The sequence below is a fragment of the Burkholderia sp. HI2500 genome (genome assembly GCF_002223055.1).
In the GTDB taxonomy this organism is placed as follows: domain Bacteria; phylum Pseudomonadota; class Gammaproteobacteria; order Burkholderiales; family Burkholderiaceae; genus Burkholderia.
Genome location: NZ_NKFL01000004.1, coordinates 1,507,408 through 1,525,964, shown reverse-complemented (window position 1 = coordinate 1,525,964; position 18,557 = coordinate 1,507,408). Strand labels below are relative to the sequence as shown.

Below are 18,557 nucleotides of genomic sequence, written 5' to 3'. Positions count from 1 at the left end.
ACGCGCTCATGATGCTGGACGTCCATCCGTCGATGGCCCGACGCCGCTCGAATGGCGTGATGGCGTATGGGGAAACCGGGTGATATCGATGCCGCGCAACGTGGTTGTTTCCGCAATCACATCGAGCTGCGGCCGTGCACCCGGCCACTGAGGTCGGGTCGTGTCGATCCGGCGTTCGAACCGATACACGATGGCGGGCGGCAAGTTCATCCACGCGACGCCGACCCGGACGGCACGAATACGCATGGCCTCCAGATAGCGTGCCGGAATCGGGCAGCGCGGCACATAGGTGAACTGGTAGAACGCGCCGTCGGCAGCCAGATGACGCGCGAACGCGCCGTGAACGATCGCGACGGCCTGTTCGACCGGCATCGCGACGAGTGGCAGCCCGCTCACGATCGCATCCGCGCGCGCCCCGCCGAAGAAATCCCCTGTCATGCCGAGCTGCGCCGCATCCATCCGCATGATCCGCAACGCGGGAAACCGATGTCGCAACGCGTCCGCGAAAGCCGGATCGGCTTCCACCAGCACGAGCCGGTCGCTCGCGACACCGCGCGCGAGCAGCGCCCGTGTGAACACGCCGGTGCCCGCGCCGAGTTCGATCACGGCGGCGCCGTCGCGCGGGATATCGGCGGTGATCAGCGCGGCGAGCGCGGGGCTGGATGGCGCAAGCGCGCCGACCCGGCGCGGATTGCGCAACCAGGTACGCAGGAACAGCATCCATTCAGGGATTCGCATCGACAGGCTCCAGGCGGGATCGATCGGTCAACGACATGTCGGGCTAGGCGGCCGCTTGCGCGGCCAGGTAGCCCGCCGTGATGAACAGCGTGTTCCAGAGCGCGATGCCGGCTGCGGCGCCGGACGCGAATCGCACGAAACTCGTTTCCAGCAAGCCGGCGAGCGCCGGCGCGACGAGCCGGACGAACGGCACCAGTTGCGACCAGAGGGCGAGCCGCGTGGGCCGCGCGCGGATGCCGTCGATCAGCGCGTCCATTCGCGCGGGCTGCAGCCTGCCCAGCGGCGCGACGCGGCGCAGCAGGGCCAGCACGCTGTCTTCCGGCCACAGGTTGCCGAGCGCGTAATGCAACAGGCAGCCCGCGAAGCTGCCGAGCGCCGTGACGACGATGGCTTCCGGCAGTGTCCATGCGCCCTGCGCGCTGGCGACGCCGATCGTCGTGAGGAGCACGTGGGACGGCAGCACCGGAATCAGCCGCTCGATCAGCGACAGGCCGACGAGGCAGGCGATGCTGTTGGCGCCGGCCACGCTGAGCGCGACGCCGAACGGGACGAGCGTGGTGAGCTGGTTCATCGCGCCGCTCCCGCGCGGCGAGTGCGCAACGCGTACAACGCGCACAACGTGCACGACCTTCCATGCCAGAATGGCCCGCACCCGCACGGCGCGCAGGTGGAGCCTCGCGCCGCATTGCATTGCAGCAACGGAATTGATGGGTATGACACGGTCATCGCGAGCCTCTCGATAAAACGCCAGATGCATTGCACCGGCAATGCGGCGAATGGCACGCATCGTGGCCCCCGGGCTTTAAGAAGTTTTTAATCGCGGTCGGTCAGGCTGGCGACCTCGACAGTCGAGGAGCGAAACCGATGGATATCCTGCTGGTGGAAGACGATGTCATGCTGGCCGACGCCGTTTGCGCGGGCCTCAGGCAGAACGGCTGGCGCGCGGACTGGTCGGCCGACGTGCCGGCCGCGCGGCTCGCGCTCGTCGGCCACGACTACGACGCGGTGCTGCTCGACCTGCAACTGCCAGGCGCATCCGGCTTCACGCTGCTTGCTGCGATGCGCGCGAACTACGACCCGACGCCGGTATTGATCGTGACCGCGCGCGATCAGCTGAGCGACCGGATCCGCGGCCTCGACGCAGGCGCCGACGACTATCTCGTGAAGCCGTTCCAGCTCGACGAGCTCTATGCACGGCTGCGCGCGCTGACGCGCCGCAGCCAGGGCCGCGTGTCGGAGCGCCTGGTCTACCGCGACGTGCACGTCGATCCGGCGCGCAAGGAAGTCACGCGCGCCGGCGAACCCGTTGCGCTCAGCATCCACGAGTACCGCACGCTGCTCGCGCTGATGGAGCGGCAAGGCCGCGTCGTCACGCGCACGCAGCTCGAAGCGCGCGTCTACGGCAACGACAGCGAAATCGAAAGCAACACGATCGCGGTGTATATCCACCAACTGCGGCGCAAGCTTGGCGATGAGCTGATCGTGACGGTGCACGGCTTCGGCTATCGCGTCGGGGAGAACCCGGCATGAAGTCGCTACGCGTGCGCCTGCTCGCGACCGTGATGGCAGCGGTCGTCGTGTTCTGGGCGAGCTGGGGGGCGTTTCTCGGCATCGGCCTGTGGCGCGAGCAGCGCGGCTGGCGCGACGGCATGCTCGAGAGCGCCGCGCAACTGCTGCTGCTGTCGTTGCCGGATGCGATCGATCGCCTGCCCGAAGCGAACGCCCAGGCGGTGGTGCCGAACACCGCGTATGGCAAATACGACGTCGCGTTCCAGGTCTGGGTCGATGGCCGCAACGTGATGCACAGCGCGGATGCGCCGGGGCCGGCGCTCAAGGCGGACCTGCGGGACGGATACGGCGTGAGCACCGGGCGCGGCGCCGCGCAAGACGAGACCTGGCGGGTCTATTCGCTGTCGGATCCGGCGGGCCGGATTCACGTTCAGACGGGCGGCCCGGCCACGACCTGGCAGGAGAAGGCGAGCAACGCACTGCAACTCGGCCTGTTCAATACGGCGGTGATGCTCGGGATGCTGGGCGTCGTGATCTGGTGGGTGATCCGCTGGTCGTTCGGGCCGGTGCGCGAGGTCCAGCGAGCGATCCAGCACAAGGCCGCGTTCGATTTCTCGCCGCTGCCGCTGGTGACGCTGCCGCGCGAACTCCGCCCGCTCGTCGAGTCGTTCAATCGCCTGCTGGCGCGGCTGAGTCAGGCCGTCGACACCGAACGCCGCTTCATCGGCGATGCCGCGCACGAGTTGCGCACGCCGCTGGCAGCGTTGTCGGCCCAGGCGGAAGTCGCGTTGCAGGCGGATAGTCTGGCGGACAAGAACGCGGCATTGCGTCGGCTCGCCATGGGCGTCGAACGCAGTGCGCGGCTCTCCGGGCAATTGCTCGAGCTGGCGCGGCTGGATGCCGGATCGCGCGTCGACCAGCACGGGCCGGTAGACCTGTCGCGACTCGTTGCGCTGATCGCGAGCGACTTCGACGCGGGCGCGCATGCACGCCGACAGACGGTGCGGGTCGCGGTCGAACCGGTGCGCGTGTGGGGCGATCTGGACGAGATCGCGATTGCGGTGCGCAACCTGATCGACAACGCGCTGCGTTACGGCCGTGACGGCGGGCAGGTCGAGATCACGTGCGACGTCCCCGCCGATGCGGGCGGGACGCGGGTCAGGCTGCGGATCGCGGACGACGGGCCCGGCGTGCCGATCGGCGAGCGCGAGCGGATCTTCGAACGCTTTTATCGCGTACCGGGGACGGTGCAGCCGGGCAGCGGCATCGGCCTGTCGCTCGTCGCGCGAATCGCCGCGTCTCACGGCGGGTCGGTCGAGGTGACAGCCGGAATCGGGGGAAACGGGCTGGCGGTCGTCCTGTCGTTCCCGATATGGGTGGATCCGGAGCGCTGGCAGCGGTAGCGCGGGCCGCGGCAAGTCGCGCTGTGCAGGCCGTGCCCGGCCCGCCCGATCCCGGTCTATGCTGTGCGATCGAAACCTTCAATCGAGGAGCAGCCGATGTCCGATGCAACGACCGGAACCGCGCCGGGCCGTGCGCACCCGCTCGACCGTGTGGTGTGGAATGCGCTGACGGGCAGGCAGCGCCGCTTGGCGGTCGGCCACGACCGTGCATGGCGGTTTCCGGCGGCGGTCGCGCCGTTTGCCGCGACGGAGGATACGAGCGCGGCGTCGTTCGATGCATTGCGTACACTGATCGCCGCTCACGGGCCGGCGGCACTGGTCACGCCGGACGAGATCGAGCCGCCGGCGGGATTGTCGGTGATCCGGCGCGCGAACCTGTTGCAGATGGTCTGGCAGCGGACGCGCGACCCGGCGCCCGAATCGGGTTACGTCACGCTCGGCGAAGCCGATGTGCCGGACATGCTCGCGCTGACCACGGCCGCGCAGCCCGGCCCGTTCGGCCCGCGCACGTTCGAGCTCGGCCATTACATCGGCATTCGCAGCGACGGCAGGCTGGCCGCGATGGCCGGCGAGCGGATGCAGGTCGACGGGTATACGGAAATCAGCGCCGTCTGCGTGGATGCCGCATTCCGCCGGCAAGGGCTGGCGGCGCGGCTGATGCGGGCGTTGATTGCGGAGATCGATGCGCGCGAGGATACGCCTTTCCTGCACGTCCTCACGTCGAACCAGGTGGCGATCGAGCGCTATCTCGCACTCGGTTTCGTCGTCCGCCGCGACATGAACCTGCTGGTGCTGGGCGACGGGCACGCATGACGACGCGGCCGGCACGCGGGTCGTGTCGGCCGCAGTGTAACCGGGCGTTTATTCGTCGGTCGACCGGATCAGGTTGCCGCGCAGCGTGACGATCGCCTTCTGCATCTTCGCGAATTCGTCCGGCTTCAACCCGGTGGCTTCGACCAGGTTCATGTCGAGCCCCTTCTCGCGCACGCGGCGGCCGCTTTTCGTCAGGCTGACGAGCACCTGGCGTTCGTCCGACGGATCGCGGTGCCGCTCCAGGTAGCCCAGCGCCTCGAGCTTCTTCAGGATCGGCGTCAGCGTATTGGATTCGAGGAACAGCTTCTCGCCGAGCTGGCCGACCGTCTGGTTGTCCTGCTCCCACAGCGCAATGATCGTGATGTATTGCGTATACGTGAGGCCGAGCGATTCGAGGATCGGCTTGTACGCCTTGCCGAACGCGAGGTTCGTCGAGTAGATCGCAAAGCACAGGAACTCGGACAACTTCGGTGCGGTGTCGGATGGGGTTTCGGTCGGTTTCATGAACGTCCTCCAGCGACGCGAACGGCCGCAGATGGACGCATTATATATCGCGTGCGATCTTATCGGAAGCATGATAATCGGTCTCGATGAACCGGCGCGCCGTCAGGCCGCCCTGCGGCGCTTGCCGGTCGGTGGACGGCTGACCGACAGCAGCGTGCATTGCACCGGATGCGCGATTTCGGTCGCGAGCCCGCCCGCGGCAAACAGCAGGATCATCAGCCAGCGTTTCATGCGTCCTCCACGACCGAGAGGCTCGCGCCGTCGGCGACCGTCGCGTCGAGCGCATACGGGTCGACGCCATCGAGGCAGCCGAGATTGACGCGCCAGCAGGCGGGATCCTTGCGCGTCTGATGGAACGGATAGATGCCGCAATGGCTGCAGAAATAGTGACGGGCCGTGCGCGTGTTGAACTGGTAGCACGTCAGCGCGCCCTCGCCTTCGACAATCTTCAGTTCGCTGGCGGCGAACATCGGGCTCATCAATGCGCCGCGCCGGCGGCACAGGCTGCAGTTGCAGCGCGTCGCCGGCGTAATGGCCGTTCGGACTTCGAATTTGACGGCCCCGCAATGGCAGGACCCTTTGAACCAGGTTGCAGACATGGCGCACTCCCGAAGAGGTCATGCCTGCTTTATAGCGGACGCCCGAACTTGCGTTGTATCGCGATGTATCCGCAGTTCGTGCAGATACAGAACATTGCAAATTGACGGCGGGCGGCGACGTATCGGCGCGGCGACCAGGGTGCGTTCCCCGATCGCCGGCATGGGGCCGCGGCCCCATGCCCGCGAATCGTGCGATCAATCCAGCACGTGCTGCATCCGCTCGATCGCCGCCCGCGTTTCGCGTTCGAGCGCGGCGAACAGCTCGGCCGCCGGCAGCGGCCGCACGAGCGGCGCCGCCTGCCCGGCCCACTGCGCGCCGTAGCCGAATTCACCCTTTGCCTTCGCGGCCGCATGCAGTGCCTTGCCGGCGTCGTACGCGATTGGGTATGCGGGTATGGCCGGCACGCGCGGGTCGTCGCCGAGCGCGGTGAAGCGATTCGCGAGGCCGCGTGCGATCCGGCCCGAGATCGCGGCGGTGAACGTCGTATGGCGTGCCGCATCGCCCAGCAGCGCGCGGCGATAGCCGTCGTCGATCGACGTCTCCGGGCACGCGACGAACGCGGTGCCGAGCTGGGCGGCCTGCGCGCCGAGCGCGAGCGCGGCGGCGATGCCCTCGCCGTCCATGATGCCGCCGGCGGCGATCACCGGCAGCGCGCACTCGCGCACGATCAGGCGCGTGAGTGCGAACGTGCCGAGGCGATCGTCATGCGCGGTCGAATCGAACACGCCGCGGTGCCCGCCCGCTTCGATCCCCTGCGCGACGATCGCGTCGATGCCGGCGGCGGCGATCTGGCGTGCTTCGTCGAGGTTCGTCGCGGACGCGAACAGCGTGACGCCCGCGCGCTTCAGCGCGGCGATCACGTCCGCGGACGGCAGCCCGAAATGGAAGCTGACGACGGCCGGCTTTTCTTCGACGAGCAGCGCCTGCATGGCTTCGTCCGCGACGAAGCTCGTATAGATCTCCGACAGCGTGGCGGGCGGCGTCGCGCCGTATTCGCGGAACACCGGCGCGAGCCAGTCGAGCCACGCGCGTTCGACGGCCGCGTCGGCGTGCGCCGGCTGGTGGCAGAACACGTTGATGTTGAACGGCCGGTCGGTGAGCGCGCGCGTGTCGCGGATCATCTTGCGGGCGCCGTCGGCGTTCGTCGCGCCCACGCCGAGCGAGCCGAGCCCGCCCGCATTCGACACGGCGGCCGCCAGCGCCGGCGTGCTGACGCCGGCCATCGGCGCCTGGACGATCGGGGCGCGCATGCCGAGCGTGCGCAACAGCGTCCGGTGGTCGGTCGATGGATTCATGTCGCTTGTCTCCTGCAAGATTCGTCGTCGAAATGCGTCGGCCGGATGCGGGCCGACGCGCGTGGGTCGGGTTCGGATCGGTGCGCGTTCGTCGCGCGTTGCACGCGACCGGTCACGTGAGCGTCATGTCGGAAACGATGGGTAGCCGTGCGGTGCGGCGGTGTCTGCAATGCCGGCGACGCGACGGTGCTCGTTGTCGCCGCTTCCCGGTGCGGCACCGGTCACTGCGCCCATCCTACGCCAGCCCGCGCTCCGCCGGCCAGCCGCTATCGGCCGCGCGCCCAATGCGCAAGCCCCGCGCAGGGCGCCAGCAGCACGCCCGTCACGGAGAATACCGAATGCAGCCCCGGCGCGACGCCGATCTGCCCGCTGAACTGCGCGGGCCACGGCCGGATGGTGTTCGATGGTGACGCGCTTTGCCGGGGGATACTGCGCTTGTCGTTTTGGCCCTACAATGCGCAGGCGAAGAAACCGCATGATCGGCCGTCAGGGTGCCGCGTTCATCGAACGCAGCGTCCGACATTCAAGCGGTTCCGCTGAATAACCAACAACATCCAACAGCACACATGAAAAGAAGAACATTTCTCGCGCTGCCCGCCGTGGCAGCGTCCGGCATGCTCGCCGGCTGCGCCGACGCCGACATCGGCCCCATCACCAATCGCATGATGAAGGATCCGGAATACCATGAAACGCTCTCGGCATTTCTGATCAGCGCGGACGGAAAGAGCCTCGTCGTCATCGGCAAGCAGTATCACTACATTTTCGATGTGCCGCCGGCCCTCGCCGTCAATCTCACGGCACCCTATCGCTCCAAGCTGTATACCGATTTCGACGATTTCGAGACGCACGGCGACAAGATCTCGGGGCGTTACGTGTTGCGGCTCGCGCGCGAGGACGCACCGGCCGGCTCCGAGCTTCGCGAGCGCGCGCTTGCCGACGGTTTCAAGGACGGGCGGTTTGAGCTGACGGAGAGAGGCACGATCACCGGAAAGCGTTATCAGCCGAACGATGTCACGCCTTCGTCGATCCCTCAGGCGTTCAATCACGCGTACAACGTCACGGTGATCGAGCGACCGTCGGTGCTCGGTAAGGGGGCGAAGATCGCGCTGTCGCCGATCACGATTGCAGCCGATGGTGCGCTCGGCCTGCTGGGTGTCGCGCTGGCGCCGATCGCACTTACCACGCTCCTCGTGCTGGCTCACTAGGGCCACGGCGTCGCGGCGTCACTGAGCTGCACGCTTGCACGACGCAGCGGAATGCATCGCTGAAATGAAACGAGCCGGTACGCCGCGGTAAATTGCGGCGTACCGGCTCGTGTCGTGACGTTGCCGCATCAGACTTCATACCGCACTGCGTGCGCTTCGGTGGGCAGCGGCAAATCCCAGCGCAACAGCATCGCCTCGAGCGCGCGGTTCGTCAGCGACGTGTCGCGCCGCGCGTTGCGGCGCAACAGTTCCGCGCGCGGCTGTTCGAGGTAGACGAGCGTCACGTCGGCGTTGTATGCAAACAGCAGGTCGAGCGTCTTCTTGCGCATTAGCGGCGACAGGTTCGTCGCATTCCACACGAACGGTTGTTGCGCGCGCAACAGTGCCTTCGCGGCGTCGATAGCATGGTGCGCGACCGCGCCCTCGTTCTGCCCATGACGCAGACCCAATGCATCGCGCGCATCGTCGAACGACACGACCGGCAGATCCGGATGATGCCGCGCCACCCACGTGTTCTTGCCCGACGCAGGCAGGCCCGACATCACGACGACCTGCGCGCCCGGTGTGCGAAACAGCGGATAGTCGGGATGCACGTCCGCACCGCGGAAGTAGCTGAGCGCCGTGTGCGCATCGGCGAATGCACGCGGCTGGCCGTAGCAGCCCTCTTCCCGCGCGAGTTCGCGCAACAGTTCGATGTTGTCGAGCACGCGCTGCGTGTCGCCGCAGATGCGCCCGCGAATGTCGGCTTCTGCAAGCAGGCACAGCAGCGGCAGGCTGACCTGCCATGACAGCTCGCGCGCGATGAACTCCGGCGTGCCGCGGCGCGACCCGCTCATCGCGAAGAACGGCACCTGGTGCACGGCGATCATCCGGCAGATCGCTTCGCGCACCGCGAACGGCACGCCGGCATCCCACAGTGCAATCCGCGCATCGATCGCGCCCTTGCGCGAGTGGCCGGGATGGCCGATCGCACCGGTAACGGGATCGATGACCGTCGTGCCGTGCTTCGCGACGTCGTGCAGCAGCGCGGCCAGGAACACGATCTCCTGGTCGCCACGCGATGCGGCCTGGTACTCGGGCAGCGCGAGCAGCGCATCGATCACCATCATCGTATGCGTCCACACGTCGCCTTCGCCGTGGTGCGCGGGCTCCTGCGGTGTCGTCTTCGCGTGTTCGAGCGCGGGAAATGCCGCGAGACACGCGTGATAGTCCGGCTGCCGGCCGGGTGCGGGCACGAGTGCCTGCAATTGTTCGTACTTCATGATCAAGACTCCTCTCGAAACGGCACACGGCCGTTCCGAATTCATGGGTTCGGGCGCGCGGCGGGGATCGATGCCCACGTGACCGTCGGGCGCGGCGCATACAGGTCGACACCCGGCGCGAGCAGGTTCGGGATGAACGGCTGCTCCGAGTGATGGCGCGCCGATTCGAGAATGGCCTGCACGAAATCGTGGCGCACCCACTTCAGGCGCGCGGTCGTCGTGTCGTCCGTCTCGACCTTCACGTAGAGCCCTTCGGAGCGCTCCGACTTGTCGCACTGCTGCCATGCACGCGCGAGGTCGAGCCCCTGCCGCCGCACCGTTTCCTCGAACGCGCGACGCCAGTCCGGCGTCTTCGCGAGCGACGGGCCGAGCATGGCCTTCAGGTTCGCGAGTCGCGCCGGCGCGATGCCTTCGTACAGCACGGGCACCGACAGCACGGGCCCGTCGGCGAGCAGCGCGCGACGCGCGGGTGTCGACAGGAAACGGCCCGTTGCGCGATCGAACACGTCGAACTCGAAAAAGTGATGCGGCAGCGCGTCGTAGAACACCGCGTGCTTCTTGCTCATCGTCTCGCCGTACATCACGTAGCGATCGCCGAGGCGATCGAGCAGCCAGCCGGCATGGGCGGCGGCCCAGGTCTTCACGAACCCGAACTGCCGTTCGCGGCCGCCGCCGGCCAGATAGTGGCCGCGCGACTGCAGCAGCAGTTCGCCCGCGGGGCTGAAGCTGATGCCCGTGTTCGCGCCGTCGAGCTTTTCCTCGACGACGAGATGGGCGCCTGCGAGGGTGCGATAGGGAACGTGGTCGTGACCTTCGTCGCCGTCCTGCAGGCGCGAGCCTTCGAGGTGCGGCGTGCGCGGGTAGCGGGCGAGGTCGAGCGATTGCGCGTAGGCGCGGAAATCCAGCGTCATGGTCTTTCTCCGGAAACATCAGAAAAAGCCGACGACGTGAACGAACGATGGGGTGTGCGTTGCGGTGTCAGTGCGTGTCCGGGCGCGGCCCTGCGATCACTGTTCCGGTGCCGCGAGGCGGACGGGAACGGGCAGGACGACACGCGGCCGGGACGGCAGTCGTCGGCGTATCAGGCGAAGGGACGAATGTTTGCGGGCACTTGGATCACCGATTCGATGAGGGTTCAGGGATGAAGCAGGCGGATGCTACGAAACGGCATGTGTGCTGTCAAGCGCGGCCGGGTACGGCCGTTGCGGTTGTCGGCGTGCGTCGAATGCCTGCTGCGGCGTGCCACGCGCGCCATCGACATGGAAATGATCCGGATTCCTGTTTGTGTGTTTTTCGCCACATCGAGCCGTGATTCGATGGGCCACGCCGCGCCACCCGCTTGCTGCGCTCGTCGCGTGCATGCTAGAGTCGCCGCCATTCCGATCAACCCCTCACTCGCAAGGAGAAGAAATCATGACGTCACGCCAGCACTCCTCCCGTCGCGGGTCGTAGTTCGGGTTTTTCGCGTCCGTTCGTTTCATCGTTCACGCCAAGCAGCACCCCGTATCGCCGTCACGGCGATGAGCCGGGTCGTTCCGATCCGGTCGTGCCGCCCTCTTCCCGACTTCCGATGTCGGGCAGCGCATGTGTGCGCTGCCTGCACCATGGCCCGCCGTTCTTCCTTTTCATCGAACGGAAACCTCCATGGGCAATTCCATGCAATACCTGGGCGAGCGCATCACGTTGTGCGCTTGCGCCACCACCTGGATCGAAGGTGAGGCGATCCGGCAGCTCGAACACGCTGCCACCCTCCCCGGCATGCGGCGCGTCGCCGGCATGCCCGATCTTCACCCCGGACGCGGCTATCCCGTTGGCGCCGCGTTCTTCTCGACGGGCCGGCTGTATCCGGCGCTGATCGGCGGCGATATCGGCTGCGGGATGGCGCTGTGGCAAACCGCGCTCGATGCGCGGCGCGTCAGTGCGTCGAAGCTCGCGAGCCGGCTCGGCTCGATCGACGCCACGCCCGATGCAAGCTGGCAGCCGCTCGTCGCGGCCGCCGGGTTCGCGGATCACGCGTACGCGGCATCGCTCGGCACGATCGGCAGCGGCAATCATTTCGCGGAGGCGCAGCGGATCGACGCGGTGTACGACACCGATGCCGTCGCGGCGCTCGGCCTCGATCCCGATCGCCTGCTGCTGCTCGTGCATAGCGGATCGCGCGGCTTCGGCCAGTCGATCCTCGAGCAGCACATGCGCGAGCACGGCTACAACGGTCTCGTCGACACGGATGCCGCATGCACGGCGTACCTCGCGCGTCACGATGCGGCGTTGCGCTACGCGATCGCGAATCGCGACCTGATCGCGCGGCGCATGCTGGCGCGCTGGCGCACCGATGGCCGGTGCGTGCTCGACGTGAACCACAACCTGGTGAGCCGCGCGAGGGTCGACGGCGAGCCGGGCTGGCTGCATCGCAAAGGTGCGACGCCGGCCGATGCGGGGCCGGTCGTCATTCCCGGATCGCGCGGCGACTACAGCTACCTCGTCGCGCCGGTGCGGCCCGACGATGCGGCCAGCCTGGCGTCGCTGGCGCACGGTGCGGGCCGCAAGTGGGCGCGCGGCGACTGCAAGGGGCGCCTCGAACGGCGCTTCACGCCGTCGCAGCTCACGCGCACGCCGCTCGGCAGCCACGTGATCTGCGAAGACCGCGAACTGCTGTACGAGGAAGCGCCGCAGGCCTACAAGCCGATCGACAGCGTCGTCGACGCGCTCGAAGCGGCCGGGCTGCTGCGCAAGCTGGCGCGGCTCGCGCCGGTGCTGACCTACAAGACGTCCGGGGAGGCTGGCCGATGCTGATGCAGATTTCTTCGGCGCACGGCCCGCTCGAATGCCAGCTGGCCGCGGCCAATGCGTTGCGGCGGCTGCAGGCGGAAGCCGATGCGAAGCGCGTCGTCGTCACCGTGCTCGATGCGCAGCCGGGCGAACGGCCCGGCACGCTGCGCTCGGCGCTGCTCGACCTCGACGGTGAAGGTGCGCAGGCGCTCGCGGACCGCTGGACGGGCACGCTGCAATGGATTTGCGCGAGCCCGTACCGGTTGCGCCATCCGCGCAAGAACTGGTTCATCGGCGTCACGTGCTGCGCCAACGCGCAGCCGCTGCCGGATGGCGATGTGCGGTTCGAAGCGATGCGCGCACGCGGGCCGGGCGGCCAGCACGTGAACAAGACGAGCTCCGCGATTCGTGCGACCCATGTCGCGACCGGCCTGTCGGTGCGCGTGGAAAGCGAGCGCAGCCAGCACGCGAACAAGCGCCTGGCGCTGCAGTTGCTGCGGGTTCGACTGCAGCAGGAGGCCGACCGTCACGCGTCCGATGCGCGCCGGCAGCGGCGGATGCAGCACTTTGCGCTGGAGCGCGGCAACCCCGTGCGCGTGTTTTACGGGGCGGCATTCGTGCCGGCCGACTGAGCGCGAACGCGTGGCCGCCGGTGGTGTTCGCGCCGGCGGCCGGGCCATCGGCCTCATGGTTTTCCCGGCCTGCCGGTTGTGCGAGCGCGCAATCGGCTCCGGTGCATGACCGCGCGCCAGGCAGGCTGCACGGGCCTGCCGCGTGCATGCCGGTTGCCGCGTGTTCCGCACCCTTTCTGCGCAGGAAAGGACGCTTGAGGCATCCGCAATTATCACGTGCCGCGGATTTGCCCACCATGTGTCGAACGATCGGTACAGCCCGCCTATTCGGCCCTTTCACTGGCCTTGCGGTGCCTGCCGCCACGTCGTGCGACCGGATGCAGCGCGCCGGTTGCGAACGGCCGGGCCTCGCGCCACGGCGTATCGATAATCAGGAGACGCGATGAACAGCCATTCCCTCGATCTCGGCGGCAGCGCGGGCGAACCCGCGTTCGCACGGCCGCCGGCCACTGCCGCCGGCGCCGATGCGTCGGCCCTCCCCGCCCGCCGCGTCACGCTCGGCGATTTCATGGACGACCTGCCCGTCGGCGCGTTGCACCGGTTCGTCGTCTGGGTGATCGGCATCGGACTGTTCTTCGACATGTACGAGATCTTCCTCGTCAGCACGATCGGTTCCGCGTTGCAGAACGAATACGGGCTGAGCCGGCAGAGCACCGATTTCAAGCTGCTGCTCGCATCGGCGTTCATCGGCATGTTCGTCGGCGCGATGTGCCTCGGCAGCCTCGCCGACCGCATCGGCCGGCGCAAGGCGTTCCTGCTGACGCTCACGTGGTACAGCGCATTCTCGCTGGTCGGCGCGTTTGCGGTGAATGCCGACATGCTCGTCGCGTGCCGGTTCCTGACCGGCATCGGCGTCGGCGCGATCTATCCGGTTGCCGACAGCTTCCTGTCCGAGATCCTGCCTAAGGAAAAGCGCGGCAGGCTCGCCGCGTGGGCCTATACGACTTCCTATGTCGCGGTGCCGCTCGTCGGGTTTCTGGCGCTGTGGTTGAACCCGCTTCATGTCGGTGGCGTGGCCGGCTGGCGCATCATCCTCGCGATCGGCAGCCTCGGCGCCGGGTACGTGCTGTTCGTCCAGCATCGGCTGCCGGAGAGCCCGCGCTGGCTGCTCGCGCAGGGTCGCACCGCCGACGCGCATGCGGCATTGCGACGCTTCGCGGAAGGCACCGGCGTGCGCGTGCCAGAGCAATTCGCGGAGCCGGTCGAGCCGCAACGGCCGCTCGGGCTTGGCGAGCGTATCGCGCTGCTGCGACGCGAACCGTACGGCGCGCGCTACGTGATGCTCGCGATCTTTCACCTGTTTCAGGGCTTCGGTTATTACGGGTTCGGCACGCTGGCCGGCACGGTCGTGAAAAGTCGCGGCTTCGACGTGACGGACAGCACGCTGTTCATCGCGCTGTCGTTCATCGGCTATCCGGTCGGCTCGCTGCTGTCGATTCCGTTGCTCAACTGGATCGAGCGCCGCACGCTCGTGATCGTGTCGATCCTGTCGATCGCCGTGTTCGGGCTGTGCTTCGCGTATTCGGGCAATACCGCGCTGATCGTCGGCTTCGGGTTCCTGACGACCTGTGCGTCGAACGTGTTCAGCAACGCGTATCACGTGTATCAGGCAGAGATTTTCCCGGCGCGGGTGCGCTCGACGGCGATCGGCAGCACCTATGCGCTGTCGAGGATCGTCAGCGGGGTGTTGCCGTTCGTGTTGTTGCCGGTGCTCGGCAGTTATGGCGCGGGTGCGATGTTCGGGGTAATCTCGGTCGCGCTCGGTATCGTCGCGGTCACGCTGCGCGTGCTCGGGCCGCTGACTACGCGGCGCAGCCAGGATGAGATCAATCCGGTTTGAGCGGGGGAATGCGGGGCATGGGAACGTGCGCCCGCATCATTTTCGATGGCTGCTGGATTTCCTGGGCGATATGTCGCCAGTCATCTGTGGTGACACGTTTGCCCGATCCCCAAAGGGGCGCTCATGAATGCGCGAGCCGGTGACGCCTTGCTACTTGCGGAACAGGAAGCCCCACATGAGGACCGTACAGAACACCAGCCCTACCCACCCCTCGAATCGGGTGATTCGAATCATTCTGGCCGACATGATGTCTTCGGTCGACATGTTGTAAAAGAATTTGTACGTCCATCGCCAGGCCCTCGATCGGCAATGGAGGGCCAAGATCCGTTCCGGACGAAATGCCATGACGGCGGACATCGCGATGCCGTAAGCGACAACGACAAAGCCGACAACAAGGCGGTAGCTCGATTCGTTCATGTGGCGGCCCCGGATCCAGCGGTTGAGGAATTGGACAGAACGTCGGTAATCGGTGCGAACGTGAACCTATGATCGTGTTCTTCGGAATCCGGGCCAAAACGGCTTTGCGCACGCCGCGTCGCCTCACCGCGCCGACATGAAATCGAACAGCTTCGCGATATCGGTCGTCAGCACGGCGCCGGCCTTCACCCCCACCCACAGCGTTCTCGTCGCCCACGCATCGTCGAGCTTCACGACCCCGAGCCGCGCCGCGCGCTCGCCGGTCACCGCATCGCGCGGCAGGATGCCGATGCCGAGCCCCGCCTCGATCATCCGGCTCACACCGTCGAAATTCGATACCTGGATCCGCAGCTTCAGCGAGCGCTCGACCGCGAACGCCGCGTCGGTCATGCGCGCGAGCAGCGAGCTGCCGTCACTGAGCCCCACGTAGTCTTCGTCGAGCGTATCCGCGAAGCGGATGCTGTCGCGCGCGGCGAACCGGTGCGTGCGCGGCACGAGCAGCACGAGCTCGTCGCGCCGGTACAACCGCCGTTCGATGCCGGGGGCCGGCACGTTGTCGGCGAACACGCCGAGATCGGCCTTGCCGGATGCGAGCGCGTCGACGATCTCGTGGCTCAGCCGCTCTTCGAGGCTGACCTTGATGCCCGGATGGTCGGTGAGGAACGCGGCGAGATCGGCGGGCAGGAACTGCACGATCGCGGACGTGTTGGTCCACACGTGGATATGGCCGCGCACGCCGGCGACGTAATCGCTCATCTCGTGCGCCATCCGGTTGACCTGCTCGATCACCTTCGCCGCGTGGTCGAGCAGCGCGCGGCCCGCGGGCGTCAGCTCGACACCGCGCGCATGCCGGACGAACAATGCACTGCCCGTCACGCTTTCCAGCTCGGCGATGCGCTTGCTGACCGCGGACAGCGTGAGCTGGCCGTGTTCGGCCGCTTTCGTCAGGCTGCCGTGCTCGGCGACGAGCGCGAACACGCGCAGCGACTGCAGATCGAAATGAAGCGGATTCACCATGTCGTGGGTCCTGGGAAGGCGGTGCCGGCGCCTGCCGTCGGCGCGGCGGCCTGACGCCGATCATACGCCCGGCCGCCCCCGCGCGATACGGCGCGCCTAGCGTGGCGCGATCGACAGCAAGGCGGTGAGCATCGCACCGTCCGGCTTCTCGAGATCGTCGAGCACGTCGAAGTGCTGCATGCCGGGCAATCCTACGTGGATGATTCGTTCGCCGGCCGCTTCGCACGCCGTCGCGTAGTCGCGTGCTTGCCGCACGAGTTCGGGCAGCTCGGCTTCGCCGACCGCGACGACCGTCGGCGCGCCGGGCCCGACGTGGCGCAACGGGCTGTACGCGTCGACTTCGTGCGCGGTGAGCTGCAGCTTGTCGTTCAGGCAGCACAGCGAGATCGGTTCGAGATCGACGAGCGGACTGATCGCGAGCGCCGAGACGACGGCCGGATGCGCGCGGTGCACGGCCGTCAGATGGCCGCCCGCTGAATGGCCGCTCAGGTGGATCGGCCGCTTCGCGGTGCCGAGGCCGTCCGGGTCGTTCGCCAGGTAGTCGAGCAGCGCGCCGATCTCGCCGACGATGTCGGTCATCGTCGCGATCGGCGCGAGCGTGTATTCGGCGAGTATCACGTCGAAACCGCGCGCGAGCGGCCCGCGCGCCCCGTACGCGAAATCCTCTTTCGCGCAGTGCTGCCAGTAGCCGCCGTGAACGAACACGAACAGCGGCGCCTCGGGCTGGCCGCACGACAGCCAGTCGAAACGCTGCGCGGGTTGCGCGCCGTAACGCAGGTCGCGCCGGACGGACGCGGCTGCATAGAGCGCTGCGCTGCGCGCCTGCATCGACGCGAGCAACGCAGGGAAATCGGGTACCACCTTCGTGTTCAGATAAGCGGCGTCGAGCGCCGCGCGGTCCATGCCGCGGTAGAGGATCGTCATCGGGAATCGCCTCGGTCGGGTTGCGGAAGCGCGGACGCGAGCGTCGCGTCCGCTGCGAAGGCGGCTTCTCAGTCGCCGATGCCTGCATTATCCGCAGCGCGGCATGGGTCGGCTATCCGGAATCGGCGAGCGCGGAGGCCGGCTGTCCGATTTCGGCGGGAGATCGGCGCGGCATGCGGCCGCACCGTGATCAGGTCCGCTCGCGTGAGGGCGACGCGTCGATACGACGCGGTGGTGCGCCGGTGCTCAGATCAACTCGGAGATCTCGATCAGGTTCAGGTCGGGATCGCGCACGTAGACCGACCGGATCTTCTGCGTCGCGCCCGTGCGCTCGACCGGCCCTTCGACGATCGGCCAGGCGACGCGCTTCAGGTGTGCGATCACGTCGTCGAGCGGCACGGACGCGATGAAGCACAGGTCGAGCGCGCCGGGCACCGGCACATGCGCTTTCGGTTCGAATTCCGCGCCGCGCACGTGCAGGTTGATCTTCTGGTTGCCGAAGCGGAAGGCGATCCGGCCCGCGCCGAAGGTTTCGAGCCGCATCTGCAGCACCTCGGTGTAGAAATGCTTCGTCCGGTCGGGATCGACGCAGGTCAGCACGAGATGGTCGAGGTGATCGATCAGCGCCATGAGGTTCGCTCCTGTTCGTGGTTCATGAGAACGCGCGCTGCGCGGGCATGTCGCCGGCGTCCGCGCGCGGCGGCGGATGAAGGTCCGAGCGGCGCCCGGCTTTCAGGATCTGGCTCGGCACGTCATGCCCGATCAGTGCGGGCAGCCGTGCCGACGCGGCCAGCACGGCCGCGAGATCGATGCCCGTATCGAAGCCGTCGAGTTCGAGCATGTGCACGAGTTCTTCGGTGCACGCGTTGCCGGTCGCGCCCGGCGCGTACGGACAGCCGCCGAGCCCGCCGAGCGACGCGTCGAAGCGGTCGATCCCGGCGTCGAGCGCCGCGAGCGTATTCGCGAGCGCCATCCCGCGCGTATTGTGGAAGTGCAGCGTGAGCTGCAGCGCACCGAAGCGTTCGCGTGCCCGTGCCGACAGGTCGCGCACCTGCGACGGAAACGCCATGCCCGTCGTGTCGCACAGCGTGAAGCCGTGCACGCCGAGATCCGCGAAGCGCTGCATCCATGCGAGCACGCCTTCTGCTGCAACATCGCCTTCCATCGGGCAGCCCATCGCGGTCGACAGCGACACGTTGATCGCGACACCGGCGCCGCGTACCGCGTCGATCACGTCGCGCAGTTGTGCGAACGACTGCTCGCGCGTCATCCGCAGGTTCGCGCGGTTGTGGCTTTCGCTCATCGACATCACGAGGTTCACTTCGTCGACCCCGCACGACAGCGCGCGCTCCGCCCCGCGCACGTTCGGCACGAGCACCGTATAGACGACGCCGGGTGCGCGCGCGATGCCGTGCATCACGGCCTCCGCGTCGCGTAACGCAGGGATCGCCTTCGGCGACGTGAACGACGTGACCTCGATCTTCGCGTAGCCGCACGCGCTCAGCGCGTCGACGAGCGCGATCTTGTCGTCGGTGTCGACGAATGCCGCTTCGTTCTGGAGACCGTCGCGCGTCGCGACTTCGTGGAGGTAGAGGCGTTTGCGTTGGCCGCTCATGTTGTTTTCTCCTG

General features: G+C 67.5%; 19 protein-coding genes and 1 pseudogene. 7 read left to right on the top strand and 13 right to left on the bottom strand.

What is annotated here, in order from left to right; translation table 11 throughout:
* Positions 1 to 129: 129 nt before the first annotated feature.
* Both CFB45_RS09820 and CFB45_RS09815 read right to left on the bottom strand, forming a co-directional pair.
* A pseudogene (locus CFB45_RS09820) lies at positions 130 to 738 on the bottom strand (class I SAM-dependent methyltransferase); the annotation flags it as partial.
* A 43-nt stretch (positions 739 to 781) separates the two neighbouring features.
* The gene (locus CFB45_RS09815; protein WP_089425463.1) at positions 782 to 1,309 is read right to left on the bottom strand and encodes a DedA family protein; all 528 of its coding nucleotides are present in this window, start codon (positions 1,307 to 1,309) and stop codon (positions 782 to 784) included.
* A 293-nt stretch (positions 1,310 to 1,602) separates the two neighbouring features.
* Here CFB45_RS09815 and CFB45_RS09810 point away from each other — a divergent pair, with 293 nt between their 5' ends.
* The 3 genes from CFB45_RS09810 to CFB45_RS09800 all read left to right on the top strand — a co-directional run bounded on the left by CFB45_RS09810 (position 1,603) and on the right by CFB45_RS09800 (position 4,463).
* Positions 1,603 to 2,268 (top strand): response regulator transcription factor, encoded by a 666-nt coding sequence (locus tag CFB45_RS09810; protein WP_089425462.1) that lies wholly within the window; start codon positions 1,603 to 1,605, stop codon positions 2,266 to 2,268.
* Entirely contained in the window at positions 2,265 to 3,650 is a 1,386-nt protein-coding gene (locus CFB45_RS09805; protein WP_089425461.1) for an ATP-binding protein, read from the top strand. The genes CFB45_RS09810 and CFB45_RS09805 overlap by 4 nt, the downstream gene beginning before the upstream one ends.
* Before the next feature lie 96 nt (positions 3,651 to 3,746).
* Positions 3,747 to 4,463, top strand: a complete 717-nt coding sequence (locus CFB45_RS09800; protein WP_089425460.1) for a GNAT family N-acetyltransferase — start codon at positions 3,747 to 3,749, stop codon at positions 4,461 to 4,463.
* A 48-nt stretch (positions 4,464 to 4,511) separates the two neighbouring features.
* Here the strand turns inward: CFB45_RS09800 and CFB45_RS09795 are convergent, their stop codons facing one another.
* The 4 genes from CFB45_RS09795 to CFB45_RS09785 all read right to left on the bottom strand — a co-directional run bounded on the left by CFB45_RS09795 (position 4,512) and on the right by CFB45_RS09785 (position 6,862).
* Positions 4,512 to 4,967 carry a MarR family winged helix-turn-helix transcriptional regulator gene (locus tag CFB45_RS09795; protein ID WP_089425459.1) on the bottom strand — a complete coding sequence of 152 codons (456 nt, stop codon included), beginning with the start codon at positions 4,965 to 4,967 and terminating at the stop codon, positions 4,512 to 4,514.
* 102 nt (positions 4,968 to 5,069) lie between these two features.
* Positions 5,070 to 5,198, bottom strand: coding sequence for a hypothetical protein (locus CFB45_RS39410; protein ID WP_256976606.1), 129 nt, complete (start codon positions 5,196 to 5,198; stop codon positions 5,070 to 5,072).
* On the bottom strand, positions 5,195 to 5,566 hold the full coding sequence (locus CFB45_RS09790) for a GFA family protein (RefSeq protein ID WP_089425458.1): 372 nt from the start codon (positions 5,564 to 5,566) through the stop codon (positions 5,195 to 5,197). The genes CFB45_RS39410 and CFB45_RS09790 overlap by 4 nt, the downstream gene beginning before the upstream one ends.
* Positions 5,567 to 5,761: 195 nt before the next feature.
* Positions 5,762 to 6,862: an NAD(P)H-dependent flavin oxidoreductase gene (locus CFB45_RS09785; RefSeq protein WP_089425457.1), complete on the bottom strand. Its 1,101-nt coding sequence runs from the start codon at positions 6,860 to 6,862 to the stop codon at positions 5,762 to 5,764.
* A 599-nt stretch (positions 6,863 to 7,461) separates the two neighbouring features.
* Here CFB45_RS09785 and CFB45_RS09780 point away from each other — a divergent pair.
* Positions 7,462 to 8,067: a 5-formyltetrahydrofolate cyclo-ligase gene (locus tag CFB45_RS09780; RefSeq protein WP_256978193.1), complete on the top strand. Its 606-nt coding sequence runs from the start codon at positions 7,462 to 7,464 to the stop codon at positions 8,065 to 8,067.
* 128 nt (positions 8,068 to 8,195) lie between these two features.
* Here CFB45_RS09780 and CFB45_RS09775 read toward each other — a convergent pair whose 3' ends face one another.
* The gene (locus CFB45_RS09775; protein ID WP_089425455.1) at positions 8,196 to 9,329 is read right to left on the bottom strand and encodes an AAA family ATPase; all 1,134 of its coding nucleotides are present in this window, start codon (positions 9,327 to 9,329) and stop codon (positions 8,196 to 8,198) included.
* A 41-nt stretch (positions 9,330 to 9,370) separates the two neighbouring features.
* On the bottom strand, positions 9,371 to 10,240 hold the full coding sequence (locus CFB45_RS09770) for an RNA ligase family protein (protein ID WP_089425454.1): 870 nt from the start codon (positions 10,238 to 10,240) through the stop codon (positions 9,371 to 9,373).
* A gap of 733 nt (positions 10,241 to 10,973) precedes the next feature.
* On the opposite strand from CFB45_RS09770, the gene CFB45_RS09765 reads away from it, so the two are divergent.
* The 3 genes from CFB45_RS09765 to CFB45_RS09750 all read left to right on the top strand — a co-directional run bounded on the left by CFB45_RS09765 (position 10,974) and on the right by CFB45_RS09750 (position 14,570).
* Complete coding sequence (locus CFB45_RS09765; protein ID WP_089425453.1) at positions 10,974 to 12,122, top strand: RNA ligase RtcB family protein; 1,149 nt, start codon at positions 10,974 to 10,976, stop codon at positions 12,120 to 12,122.
* A complete protein-coding gene (gene prfH, locus CFB45_RS09760) occupies positions 12,122 to 12,730 on the top strand; it encodes a peptide chain release factor H (protein WP_306427028.1) in 609 nt (202 codons plus the stop codon). Before CFB45_RS09765 ends, prfH begins: the two co-directional genes overlap by 1 nt.
* Before the next feature lie 382 nt (positions 12,731 to 13,112).
* The gene (locus CFB45_RS09750; protein ID WP_089425450.1) at positions 13,113 to 14,570 is read left to right on the top strand and encodes an MFS transporter; all 1,458 of its coding nucleotides are present in this window, start codon (positions 13,113 to 13,115) and stop codon (positions 14,568 to 14,570) included.
* A 150-nt stretch (positions 14,571 to 14,720) separates the two neighbouring features.
* Here the strand turns inward: CFB45_RS09750 and CFB45_RS09745 are convergent, their stop codons facing one another.
* The 5 genes from CFB45_RS09745 to CFB45_RS09725 all read right to left on the bottom strand — a co-directional run bounded on the left by CFB45_RS09745 (position 14,721) and on the right by CFB45_RS09725 (position 18,543).
* Positions 14,721 to 14,987 carry a hypothetical protein gene (locus CFB45_RS09745; protein WP_089425449.1) on the bottom strand — a complete coding sequence of 89 codons (267 nt, stop codon included), beginning with the start codon at positions 14,985 to 14,987 and terminating at the stop codon, positions 14,721 to 14,723.
* A gap of 123 nt (positions 14,988 to 15,110) precedes the next feature.
* Complete coding sequence (locus tag CFB45_RS09740; protein WP_089425448.1) at positions 15,111 to 16,004, bottom strand: LysR family transcriptional regulator; 894 nt, start codon at positions 16,002 to 16,004, stop codon at positions 15,111 to 15,113.
* 96 nt (positions 16,005 to 16,100) lie between these two features.
* Complete coding sequence (locus tag CFB45_RS09735; RefSeq protein ID WP_089425447.1) at positions 16,101 to 16,928, bottom strand: alpha/beta hydrolase; 828 nt, start codon at positions 16,926 to 16,928, stop codon at positions 16,101 to 16,103.
* A gap of 246 nt (positions 16,929 to 17,174) precedes the next feature.
* Complete coding sequence (locus tag CFB45_RS09730; protein WP_089425446.1) at positions 17,175 to 17,558, bottom strand: VOC family protein; 384 nt, start codon at positions 17,556 to 17,558, stop codon at positions 17,175 to 17,177.
* 22 nt (positions 17,559 to 17,580) lie between these two features.
* Positions 17,581 to 18,543 (bottom strand): hydroxymethylglutaryl-CoA lyase, encoded by a 963-nt coding sequence (locus CFB45_RS09725; protein ID WP_089425445.1) that lies wholly within the window; start codon positions 18,541 to 18,543, stop codon positions 17,581 to 17,583.
* Positions 18,544 to 18,557 lie beyond the last annotated feature (14 nt).